An 11,508-nucleotide genomic window follows, 5' to 3' on the forward strand; every position below is an offset into this window, starting at 1 on the left:
CTGGAAAGACTGTGGTATCATTTTGTTCACGGCTGATTGCTTGCGGATATTGTCTAGACACCAATAACCATAAGGCTTTCAGCCGTTCTTGTTTAGTCCTTTGTGAAATATTCGGGTTAGGGCTTTCACGTCTATCCTAACCCATCGAATTAAAGTTTCTTGCTATCCGCCCAGAGCCGCCCTTGCCGATTTTCAGCCCCTGCACGCGCAACATGTCGCAGATCGTGGCGGCATGAAATTCTTTTGTGTCAGCGCTGGCTCAATCTTTAATACGCGCCCTGACCGTCTGGCTGTTCTGTATCTTCGCAAGAGTCAAACACGGGCGTTACTTCAACACATTTCTGGATGCTGTCATTTGCTTTAAGTCTCTTGCCAGAGCGCTACCTTCAAGCAACAACCTCGCGCCTTCAACGCTCAGATGATCATCATCAAAATAGAGTGCCACATCCCGCTTAACAGCAGGGCACGAGACTTTATTGCAGAGTATGTCGAAGGGTTTTATGGCGTGCAAATTTTCACCATAAGGCAGCGCATCCAATTTTTTCAATATGAATTGGTTTCTCTCGAAATAATACTGTGACGTTGTTGCCGAGTCTAAATCAATCATAGTCTGACTGCCAAAGATTGAAAAAGGAGAGACCGCCTTACTGATGTGTACGGGTAATTCAGGGATTGGATAGAGTACATAGACCTTTTTGTTGGACGCCATCAGCCTGCGTACAATTTCACTGAAACTGTGCCAATAGACTTCCCGGAGGTCTGCATTTTCTTGAGGGTGGGTAAACTCGTCAACAGGGTCTTCATTGGGAATGTCTGGATAGTGATCCAGCTGATCGCCATACAAAAATGCACTATATCTGAACCCCAGCAAGACATGCTTGATGGCGTCTTCACTCTCCAGGAATGCCAGCGCTTCATTTACCCATTTTGAGCAACTGGGCCGGTTCACCTCGAACAACAGTGCCGGCGGGCAACCACTAAAGCTCAAATGCAGCAATCCCTTATCGTCCCGATCCAGCAATTGAGCCAATGCGTAGGTGGGTTCAACAATATGGCTATCACCAAAACTGGCCCAGGCAACATCACTCCCAAAATATTGACAGGCATTTTCCGGCTTCAGGTAATCGTGCCCCTTGGTATGGCACGTCTTCCTTTTGGGGCTGAATTGCGCGGTGTCTAAATACAGAGGTTCTCCGATCCTGCCCTTGAAACCATCCCAGTAATAACCCGACAAACCCATCATTAAAAAAACACCAATAGTTGCGGATGATAACTGGAAGATTTTTTTCCTACTTATAGCGTTTCTATTTCTGAAGGGCTTTTCAACATAATGATAAGTAAAGGCAGACAGTATAATCGCTGCCACAATCGCCAACATAAACAGATACTGACCAGGTTCACCCACGGTTTTCATCCGTAAAAAGGCAAAAATGGGTTGATGCCATAGATACAGTGAGTAGGAAATGAGCCCAATACCGACCAATAGACGATGAGAGAGAAGTTTTCCGATCAGAGTAGTGCTGTTGCTGAAACTGATAATCAACATGGTGCCCAGCACCGGTATCAGCGTATAAACACTGGGGAACGGCGTATGCTTATCGAAAAACAGAATGGAATAAAAAATCAGCACCAGCCCCAAGCCGCCTAAAATTTCTCTACTCGCCGACCCTATCGACAAACGTTGCACACCGACTAACGCGACCAAGGCCCCAAAAAACAACTCCCATGCCCGACTAAAAATCAGGTAGAAATTGGCATCGACCATTTGTTGACTCGACTGGTATTGAGCAAACAGCAATGAGAGGATTGCAACCGAGAAAATAAAAAGAATCAGGTTTTTCCTTCCCATAAACCACAGCAAGGACAGTAAGACGGGAAAGAAAATATAATATTGTTCTTCAACCGCCAGACTCCATGTGTGCAGCAAGGGTTTTTCATCGGCGGCTGTGGAAAAGTACCCGTTGGTCAAATAGAAGTACACGTTAGATGAGAAGGTAACGACCGAAACCAGACTTTTAGAATAATCTTTCAAGAAATCGGATGGCATAAAAACAACTGCCGCGATGGTGGCAGCAATCAATACCACCGCAAGCGCCGGCAGAATACGCCGGGCCCGGCGCTCGTAAAAACTTAATATCGAAAACTGACCACCCTCTATTTCATTGATTAATATCGATGTAATCAAATAACCACTGATCACAAAAAACACATCAACCCCGACATACCCCCCCGTCACACCGAATAAACCACCGTGAAAAAACAACACCGGTAAAACCGCTATAGATCGAAGTCCGTCAATTTCCTTCCGGTATTGCATATTAAGTTTTCCCCAATAGTTATCGGTTACTTCTGTACACCTCAAACACACCGATAATGTACCGTCATCCACCGAACTTCTTGCGTTTCGATGACAGCATATTGCGTCAAAAGGAGTGCTTTGGTGACATTCACAAACCCTAAAGATGGATCATTCGAGCCAACAGGTTTCAACATCCTCAGGACTTTTTGGCGCCTTTCTCAGCATGAATGCCTCGCCATGAGCAGTGCGATCGCGTTGAATTCAAAGGGATCTTATACCGTTCTAAAAAACTTTCTTTCCAGACTGCATCGGCATAATTAAAAGTAACTCTATGTTCCCTTATCCAGGCAGGGCATCAAAAGATTGCAATCCCCTTAAAAAGCAATTGCTTCACTATAGTTAAAAATGGAGATTCGCACCTGACCATAGCCGCAGACGGCTCCGTCCAGGGAGATCGCCTTGCGGTGTGCGCCTCACAGTTACCGCCAGGTGAAAATACTTAAGTCTTTTCCTTTGAAAGCATGGGGCGCCCCTGCTACAGACATTAGCCGGGCAGCTCACAGAGCGATAAGACCATGCCAATCCCCATCACCCTGAAACCACGACGTTTATCTTTTCGCGATGAATTGACCATCCGTCATCTGTAGCAACCCGTGCCTGTTCCCGGGTTTGTGGAGAGGAACACCGCTCGGTTTTTTCCAACAAATCCGGAGTAGCACCTATACTGTAAAAATGACGTTAACTACACGTAAATCGCCCCAAATGACCTCAGCTGCTTTTAAACTTCTGTTTCGAACACACGCACGACAAATGTTTTGGCAATTGAAGGCCAGTGACGATAACGCATGCACCCTTCATTATTCACCATTCACCAAAGGACTTCGTTTCAACACAGCCTGACTGGCACTAAATAACAATAACTGATGGTCCTGAAGCCCAGCCCTCAACCGGGCCACGCATACCGGGACACAATTGGAGAGAGCCATGAGCGAACACACATTCCTAACAACCTCCCTGTCCCTTGCGGTAGGCCTGGCGCTGTCTGCTGGGGCCGCGGCCCAAACAGATCCCCCCACTCGCAAAGGCGCCGCCGCGCGAATGATGGAGGAAGTCACCGTCACCGCTCGCAAGCGCAGTGAGGCTGAGAAGGTCCAGGACGTCCCCATTGCCATAACCGCCTTGGGCGCCGATCAAATTGACGCCATGTACGTCAAGGACATGACCGATCTGGGGTTCACGATGCCCAGCGTCCAGACGGATGAGTCGGGCACCCTGCCCGGGGTACAGAATTTCACCATCCGCGGCCAGGGCATCAACTCGTCCATTCCCTCCGTCGACCCCACGGTCGGGGTCTTTATTGACGGCGTCTTTATGGGGGTCAGCCATGGCGTCATCATGGACATGTTCGACGTGGAAAGTATCGAAATGTTGCGCGGTCCCCAGGGCCTGCTGTTTGGTCGCAATGTGACCGGCGGTGCGGTGGTGATGCGCACCGCCCGACCCGACGGAGAATTCGGCTTTAAAGCACGCACCCGTGTCAGTACCGGTCTTGAGAAAAACGTCGCCCTGTCCGTTCAGGGCGGTCTCACGGATACCCTGGCGGGTAAACTCACCCTGTATTACAACGATGACGAGGGTTATTGGAAAAACACCACCGATACCCGCCAGACCGACCAGTTCTGGGGGCCCGACGGACTGGGGCTGGTGGATTTTGACAATTCCGATCCACGCTTTCGCAGCAAACCCGCCGACGGTGGTGATACTGGCGCCCGTACAACCGAATTTGCCCGCGGCACCCTGGTCTGGAACCCCACCGAAACCCTGGACCTGACGCTGATCACCGAGTTTGGCAATATGGATGGTGATGGCCCGGTGTGGACCACCCGTGAAAGCCTCAATAATGGCACTTTGGACAGCGATGAAACCGCCCAGGATGAAAATGGCTATAGCGACGTCGACTGGAAGCAGGCCACCCTGGAGATGAACTGGAACATTGGTAACGGCACCCTGACCAACATTCTCGGCTATCGCGATCTCAATTCCGATGCCCGCACCGATATTGACGCGCTCTCCGCTCCCCTGTTCAATGTACCCGGGCTGACGGAACAGGATCAGATCAGCAACGAGCTGCGCTACGCCTTCACGTCCGACAATGACAAGTGGGACGTCACCACCGGGCTGTACTACTTCCAGCAGGACATTAAATACCGCGAGCAACGCTGGGGCGGCCTGGGTATCCTGCTGGGCGCTCAACTGCCCGTCATCAATACCGTCAACCTGGGCGGCGACATGGATCACGAAACCTGGGGCCTGTTTGGCAGCGTGGACTACCGCATCACCGACCGGCTGACCCTGACCGCCGGGCTGCGCTACACCAAGGAGGAAAAAGACGCGGCGGTGATCAACGCCGACCCCAATGCCGGCGGCTCGCCCTGTCAGGATCCCACATTCAGCAGTTGCGTGTTTGATTCCCTCTCGGACACCTGGGAGAACTGGACCCCCAAGCTGGGAGCCAACTGGATGATGACGGAAGACACCATGCTGTATGCCTCCTACACCAAGGGATTTCGCTCCGGCGGCGTCAACTTCCGCAATGCCTTACCCAGCATCGTCGACCCCGGCCCCACCAACGAAGAAGAACAGGATGCCTTTGAAATCGGTTTCAAGTCGGACCTGATCGACGGTCGCCTGCGCCTTAACGGAGCCGCCTATTACGTGATGGTGTCTGACATGCAACGGGAACTGAACGTGGGAGCCTCTGAAATTCCCCTGATCGGGGCCACCGGTGTACTCGTTTGGCAGGCAACCGTCAATGCCGGTGACGTCGACATTGCCGGTGCCGAGCTCGAAGCCGTGGCCCTGTTGACCGAGAACTTCTCCATCAATGCGTCGGTGGGGTATGTCGACAGTGAATACGACAGCTATACCGATCAGGTCATCAACGCAGAGGCGCGGATTTTCACCGAGACCGGACAAAACGTCACCCTGGTCGGTGAAGATTTGCCGCGCTTGTCGCCCTGGACGGCCAGTCTGGGCGCGACCTACGATCTGGATCTGGATAATCTCGGTCTGCTGACCTTCCGCGGTAGCTACAGCTACCGTGACCCGGCGGCCTACAACGACTCCAACACCCTGATCTATGAAAGCAAGCGCATGGTCAACGCCAGTGTGCAGTGGTCGTCCCCGCAATCGGCGTGGACCGTGTCGGCGTATGGCAAAAACCTCAACGACGAGGTGCGCTGGGGTTCACTGAATGGCCTGATTGAAACCAGTGGTGGCGCCACCAAAGGCCGCACCTACGGCATTGAGGCCACTTACAACTACTGATCACGGCTGCTGAGGCACCGACTCCGGGGCTCACCGAGTCCGTTGAGGGATGCGTGATGGGCCCTGGTTTCGGGCCCTGGTGACGCACACCCGTTAACACTCAGGCACCGCTCGGTGGTGGGTGTTAACGATTTAAACCCTCTGCCGGAATCACCGGCTAAACCGATCCAACAAAACCAACCGGCCTGGTGTAACACCCTCAAAGTAAACGCCGGCAGAACACGTCAATCCTGCTGCGCCTTTAACCGGTTAAGGCGCTAACGGCGCAGCATCACAGACCGTGAGCAGGCGTTTGGACAACGCGGCCACATCCGAGAAATACTCTGTCTCGGTTATCGACTGTTGCGCAATGCTAAGAACCGTCACCTGCTCGTCCCGCGACGGCAAGCCTTCCGTGGCCAGGCCATCGAGGTCCAGCCAGATCGGGTAGGGATAGTCGCGCATTCTTGGGATCGCCACCAGTTTGGAGATGATGGTCGGCATACCACTGATGTTGGCCAAATACACCAACTCGCCATCGCTCATGCAAGCGGTATCGATGGCTTCCAGACTGTCCTGCACCAGATCCTTGGACCCCATGCCCTGTGCAAACAACACCAGTTTCATCTTGTTCTGATGGGTGAAAGTATTGCCCATTTGATCCTGCAACAACCTGAAATCCACCCTATCACCCAGCGCCAGTGACGGCACCGGTTTTGACGCGCAGCCGATAACAGTGATGGCGCTTAGCAGTACAATAATGTTCGTGAGTATTCTCATATCAATAGACTTATCCGACGATTGCTGATGACTTGGAAACCCCAAATTTGGAGGCAACGACCCAATTTGGAGGAAACGGCACGATACAGCCAGTGAAGGTTTTAACCGGTGACTGTGTACCGGTTCTGATGATAACGCAGATATGTGGAGGCACGCTCAACCAAGTCCCCGGCTTTAAGCCTGAAGGTACTTAATTGAACCTGTTACAGTTTCCGCCGCCGGCCAATCTTTTTACATGGTTCACCGCCGGCCATTCCTGTTACATTTTTCGCACCCGGCCAATATAGTCGGCCTTGCCGAGGTTTACGCCCTTGGCCCGCAAAATATCGTAGGCCGTGGTGGCGTGAAAATAAAAATTCGGCTGGGAGAACGACAACAGGAAGTTTTCCGCCGTAAACTTGAGTTCAAAATCTCCCATCTTGAACATCATCGGCTGGCCGATAACCGCTTCCAGGGTCGCTTCATCCAGCCCCTCCAGATAGCCAATGGCCTGATTGATGCGTTTGTGCAGTCCGGCGAAATCTGTCGGCGGCGGCGTCAGATCCGGTGAAAAAACCCCCTCAGCCAAACTGCGTATGGCCTGTTCGGAGTGTACCGCCGTCGATTTGATCTGATAGGCGAAGGGCAACATATCGTCAGCCAGTTTTGCCTGCAACAGATCGTCTGGAGCGATGCCCTTCTCCTCACAAAAAGCCTCAGCCTTTTGCAGCAGGTGGGTGATAGAGTGCAGTAATTGCACACAGGAGGGCACAAAGGCCGTGTGAAGTGACAGGGGCATGATGAATTCTCCTTAGCGTGAAGACAGAGTGGGTTGTGTGACGTTATTCAGGCACTTATCGATTTATGAAACGGTGTCTTGATGTGATCCCCACATCGACCTTAGCCGATCAGCGGAATCCCCGACAGGTACTGGTGAAAATAAACAACCCCACCGGCGATCACCAGGGCGATGACCGCACTGATCATGGATTTCACCCAGCCAACCGGCTGAGGATGGACCCAGGCCTTGCCGTCACGACGGTTAATAAAAATCACTTCCAGTACTGCCCAGGCCAGCAGACCACCAAACAACACCATAGAACGGCTGTCGCCATTACTCAGCAGGTGCGCAACCGCCCAGAGCTTTACCCCGGTCAACTGCGGGTGACGGATATAGTGCTTGATGTCGGTAGGCAGACGCGCCGCAAAAAAGAGAATAAAGGCAATCGGCACCAGCGCCATGGTGACGTGGCGCAAGCCCGCAGGTGGCACCCAAATCACAGAGGGCACCGCCGAGCGCCAGCCAAAGACGATCATCACCAAGCCCAGCAACACCACCAGTGCAAACAATCCTTTCCAGGGCAGCGGGCCGATTTTACTCACCATCGCCGCCTTGAACGCCGGCATCAGTGTTAATGATAAATGGGATACCGACCAGAGCAGCACACCGGCAATCAGTAATGTCATGGGATTCTCCTTTTCAGACAGGGCGCTTTCATTATTGTAAATTTACAGAAGGCTTTCCGTTCCAACAATCTATACCCATTACGGATATTTTAAACCCTCTTATGAGACTTTTTCCAACTTGCTGTTACACATTCGACCGAAAGACAGCGGCGTCAACAGCGAAAGCTCTGTGATTGCTGATCCTTGGGGAATAAGGTCTCACTGACGCAACAGTGATTGATGCCGGTCCCGAGAATCCAGCAAAACCCAAACTATAGTCTGAATTCATTCTGCCTGAAACAAGAAATATAACTATCTTTGGCTCTGCAGCGCTTGTGATTCTGCTGAACCCTTTTACTATCAATGCTCATAAAACTTAATGAAAGAGCCAAGCCACTGCCCCATGACCAAACCCCGTAAACTGCTGGTCTCGACGTCTGATACCCCGTATTACCATTGCCTGTCCCGCTGTGTCAGGCGGGCATTTCTCTGTGGTACGGATTCGGTGAACGGTCAGAGCTATGAGCATCGTCGACAATGGGTCGAAGAGCGTATTCGGTTACTCAGTTCACTGTTTGCCATTGATATCTGCGCATACGCCGTCATGAGCAATCATTACCACATTGTCGTAAAACTGAATTCATCTGAAAGCTGGACAGACACAGACGTTCTGGACCGGTGGCTAACACTGTATAAAGGCCCTTTATTGGTACAGCGATACCGACAAGGTGAAGTGCTCAGTGCCGCGGAAAAGACAACCGTATCAGACATCATTGAGGTATGGCGCCAGCGACTGCAAAGCCTCAGCTGGTTCATGAAAAGCCTGAATGAACCCATTGCCCGCATGGCGAACGCCGAAGATCACTGCAGCGGTCATTTTTGGGAATCACGCTTTAAATCCCAGGCCTTGCTGACGGAAGAAGCCCTGCTGACGTGCATGGCCTATGTGGATCTGAATCCGATTCGGGCAGGGATGGCCAGCACACCGGAAACGTCGGATCACACAAGTCTGAAAGAGCGCATTCAACCCCGCTTCTCTTTAGCCGAAGCGATTAAAAACCAGGCCCTACCCGGCAACTGCAACACCTCCGCTAAACCGCTGCTGGCTTTTGAAGGCAGACTCACTCAACGTAAACCCCAGCCAGGTCTCGGCTTTTCCCTGAGCGATTACCTGCAACTGGTGGGTTGGACGGGACGGGCTATTCGCAACGACAAGTCAGGATCCATCCCAACAAACTTACCTCCGATTCTCGCACGATTACACATTCCGCCACACCAGTGGCTCGGCGACAGCCAGCATTTTGAAAAGATTGTGCATCGACGATTTCGAAAATCCGCTTAACGTCTTCTTTCCATTAAAAAATCCATCTGGAGTTGCCTGCTTGCGCCTGAAATCTGGCATTTTGTCGCGTTAAGCTGCGCGCCATGTCTGCCGACTAGCTTGTCTTAGTAAACTGGGCGCTACTTAAAGTCTTCAGGAAAATATCGGTAAGCTTTTTTGATTGGTGCCTGTCCCTGATTAGCCTCCTGATTAGCCTTCTACCGACTAGCTTGTCTTAGTAAACTGGGCGCGACTTAAAGTCTTCAGGAAAATATCGGTAAGCTTTTTTGATTGGTGCCTGTCCCTGCTTTTGTGTGCTTTTGTGTCCTATTTCTAACTTAATACTTTGGCTTTCCATATAGTTTAGTAACTTCGTCATAGATGCCTTGCAGTCGAGCCTGACCTTCCTTGTATCCCTCAGGTTGCTCAGCCGTGTACCTGGAAAATAACTGCTCAGAGGCGGGCGTCAGTTTGCCGTCTCTTATGTTTGCCATCATCTGTCTCCAGCAGATCAATTTTGTTATTCGCGTGCAACCATATTTTTCCTTATCCTCTGATCTTATGTACACGTATTTCTCATAGACATGTCGCGCATCACGTGGAACCATCCCGGGTGCCATCCAGACGATAATGGCGGCTTTATGAATCGTGTCTACATCAAAATAATTAAAGTAATCGCCAAGCCGATTATTTTCCGTTCGGCTCCACGTATCATTAGGCTGTTTTAAATGCGCTACTATACTTGATATCGGGTCCTTATATTCGTTGTTGGTTTTAATGCGGTGGTCATATTCGTAGTCCATCACGCATTGTTCGTATGGCTCATAGGATGGCATGCATTTGGTTAAATAGTCATCTCCCGGCCGTCGATTTTTGTCCGTATAGCATGAGGCCCACGCGTGATGTAATTGAGCGCAGTTTCCGATGATGCCGCCGTCTACCTGCCCAACTGACATATTCATTATTAAGCTTTCATGCGATTGCAATCCCCCCGGTACCATGCGATTTGTAGTCTGGACATACGCATAGAGTATATCTTTCTCCAGCAGCGAGAGACGGAACTCTTTATATTCATCTTCGCAATTTTCCTTGCACCGCCAATAACTGCGTCGAGAATTAAAGATCCGATTATTGATTGCCTTGGTGGATCGACGGCCTTCAGCCATAGCGCGCTGGATATCGGCAGCAGCATTGCCAATAACCTCTCCTATACTTGGCTCGTCGAATCCGTAGGCATTTACCTGAGGCATCTGAATTGCAAATAAATAGATAATGATCAGTAATGGAAAGCGGTTCAGTAAGGAGCTTTTCATTCGATTTGCCTTTGCAATTGCTGCCCCAGAAATCAAGTCTTATGAATTATGTGTAATCCATTGCTTACCATATTGACTTGACAACTTTAAAGTAGATCGGAATGAAATTGCTATCTACAGAAACAATGAAAATTACGCGATATCGTGGTGGAGTGACAGCTTACTTCATTTCCAGTTATAAATTGGAGTTTAGTCAACACCTAGTTGGCGTCAAGAATAATGGGGGTAGCTTACGCCATACCAAGCTGGCTTTAGAGGCTGCCTTGTTATTTTCTGCCTAATAATCAATTGTCGAGGCTATGGTTAGCGGAACAACAAGCAGGTCGTTTCTGAGGGCACAGATGTGCTAAAAGCAGCCGCCTAAGACTAGATGAATCAGACGAAAAGCGGACGGCCGCAACGCTCACCATCACAACCATTCTCCGGGCATTATCTGTATCGCTCTGTATTAACAAATTCAGAAAGTAATTCGAAGATGGCTTTTGAATTTTGATGCTTTTCTATCCGCCGTGAAATACTGTCTATTTCCTTCGCCGTCTGGTTAGCTGTATGATCGGTGCCCGTCCCTTATTTGTTCCTTAATAAACTGGGCGCGACTTAAAGGCTTCTGGAAATTTTCGGTAAGCTTTTTTATCGGTTCCAGTCCCTGCTTTTTTCTGTGCTTGTGCCTGAAATCTGGCTTTTTGTCGCGTTAAGCTGCGCGCCATGTCTACCGACTAGCTTGTCTTAATAAACTGGGCGCCACTTAAAGTCTTCAGGAAAATTCGGTAAGCTTTTTTGATCGGTGCCTGTCCCTGATTTGTCCAACTCGTGGGGGGTGAACCGTTTTCCCAATTCAAAACGGAGTTCATCAATGTCTCTCGAAGCGAGTGCAAGATGGTTAGACAGGTAGGTAGAGGTCATTGGGTGAATCCATGTCCGATGCTTGTATAGGTTCAAGGATGGTAATCCCCCCGATAAATAACTGGCCTGAAAAGTAGAATTTTCTCATAATAGTTTGAAGGAGATTCCGCATGAAAGTACCCCGTTATTCGGATAGTCAGATTATGGCTATTCTTAAGCAA

The 11,508-nt window shown here is 50.4% G+C and carries 7 protein-coding genes; 2 read left to right on the forward strand and 5 right to left on the reverse strand.

From position 1 onward, the window contains the following. Positions 1-325: 325 nt before the first annotated feature. The gene (locus G8770_RS23595) at positions 326-2,317 is read right to left on the reverse strand and encodes an acyltransferase family protein (RefSeq protein ID WP_167192510.1); all 1,992 of its coding nucleotides are present in this window, start codon (positions 2,315-2,317) and stop codon (positions 326-328) included. Positions 2,318-3,283: 966 nt separating this feature from the next. On the opposite strand from G8770_RS23595, the gene G8770_RS23600 reads away from it, so the two are divergent. Continuing rightward, positions 3,284-5,626 carry a TonB-dependent receptor gene (locus G8770_RS23600; protein ID WP_167192511.1) on the forward strand — a complete coding sequence of 781 codons (2,343 nt, stop codon included), beginning with the start codon at positions 3,284-3,286 and terminating at the stop codon, positions 5,624-5,626. Between the two features lie 249 nt (positions 5,627-5,875). Here the strand turns inward: G8770_RS23600 and G8770_RS23605 are convergent, their stop codons facing one another. From G8770_RS23605 to G8770_RS23615, 3 genes are all read right to left on the reverse strand, one after another. After that, positions 5,876-6,385 (reverse strand): hypothetical protein, encoded by a 510-nt coding sequence (locus G8770_RS23605; RefSeq protein ID WP_167192512.1) that lies wholly within the window; start codon positions 6,383-6,385, stop codon positions 5,876-5,878. Positions 6,386-6,644: 259 nt separating this feature from the next. Beyond that, entirely contained in the window at positions 6,645-7,163 is a 519-nt protein-coding gene (locus G8770_RS23610; protein ID WP_167192513.1) for a DUF1993 domain-containing protein, read from the reverse strand. A 101-nt stretch (positions 7,164-7,264) separates the two neighbouring features. Next, positions 7,265-7,831, reverse strand: coding sequence for an NnrU family protein (locus G8770_RS23615; protein WP_167192514.1), 567 nt, complete (start codon positions 7,829-7,831; stop codon positions 7,265-7,267). Positions 7,832-8,213: 382 nt separating this feature from the next. Between G8770_RS23615 and G8770_RS23620 the strand changes: the two genes are divergently transcribed. Continuing rightward, positions 8,214-9,152 (forward strand): transposase, encoded by a 939-nt coding sequence (locus G8770_RS23620; protein WP_167192515.1) that lies wholly within the window; start codon positions 8,214-8,216, stop codon positions 9,150-9,152. Positions 9,153-9,469: 317 nt separating this feature from the next. On the opposite strand, the gene G8770_RS23625 is transcribed toward G8770_RS23620, so the two are convergent. Next, positions 9,470-10,444, reverse strand: a complete 975-nt coding sequence (locus tag G8770_RS23625) for a hypothetical protein (RefSeq protein WP_167192516.1) — start codon at positions 10,442-10,444, stop codon at positions 9,470-9,472. Positions 10,445-11,508 lie beyond the last annotated feature (1,064 nt).

Source organism: Pseudomaricurvus hydrocarbonicus (assembly GCF_011602365.1).
In the GTDB taxonomy this organism is placed as follows: domain Bacteria; phylum Pseudomonadota; class Gammaproteobacteria; order Pseudomonadales; family Cellvibrionaceae; genus Pseudomaricurvus; species Pseudomaricurvus hydrocarbonicus.